This is a genomic window from Staphylococcus sp. KUGN1 (genome assembly GCF_045984185.1).
Taxonomy (GTDB): Bacteria; Bacillota; Bacilli; order Staphylococcales; family Staphylococcaceae; genus Staphylococcus; species Staphylococcus warneri_A.
On sequence record NZ_JBJQIL010000027.1, the window covers coordinates 1 to 299 of the forward strand.

Genomic DNA, 299 nt, shown 5'->3' on the forward strand with positions numbered 1-299 from the left:
AGATGCACTTGTTGACGCTGAGTCAGACGCGCTTACTGACGTTGAGTCGCTTGCGCTTACTGACGCTGAGTCACTTGCACTTACTGACGCTGAGTCAGATGCGCTTACTGATGTTGAATCAGATGCAATTGTTGACGCTGAGTCAGACGCGCTTACTGAGTTTGAATCAGATACGCTTGTGCTTGTTGATGCACTATCTGATGTACTTACTGAGTTTGAGACAGATACGCTTGTGCTTGTTGATGCACTATCTGATGTACTTACTGAGTTTGAGTCAGATACGCTTGTGCTTGTTGATG

The 299-nt window shown here is 45.8% G+C and carries 1 protein-coding gene; it reads left to right on the forward strand.

Features of this window, described 5'->3' with window-relative positions:
- Positions 1–299, forward strand: a 299-nt coding sequence (locus ACJQQZ_RS12570) for a hypothetical protein (protein WP_408023176.1), incomplete at both ends; no start/stop codon positions are given.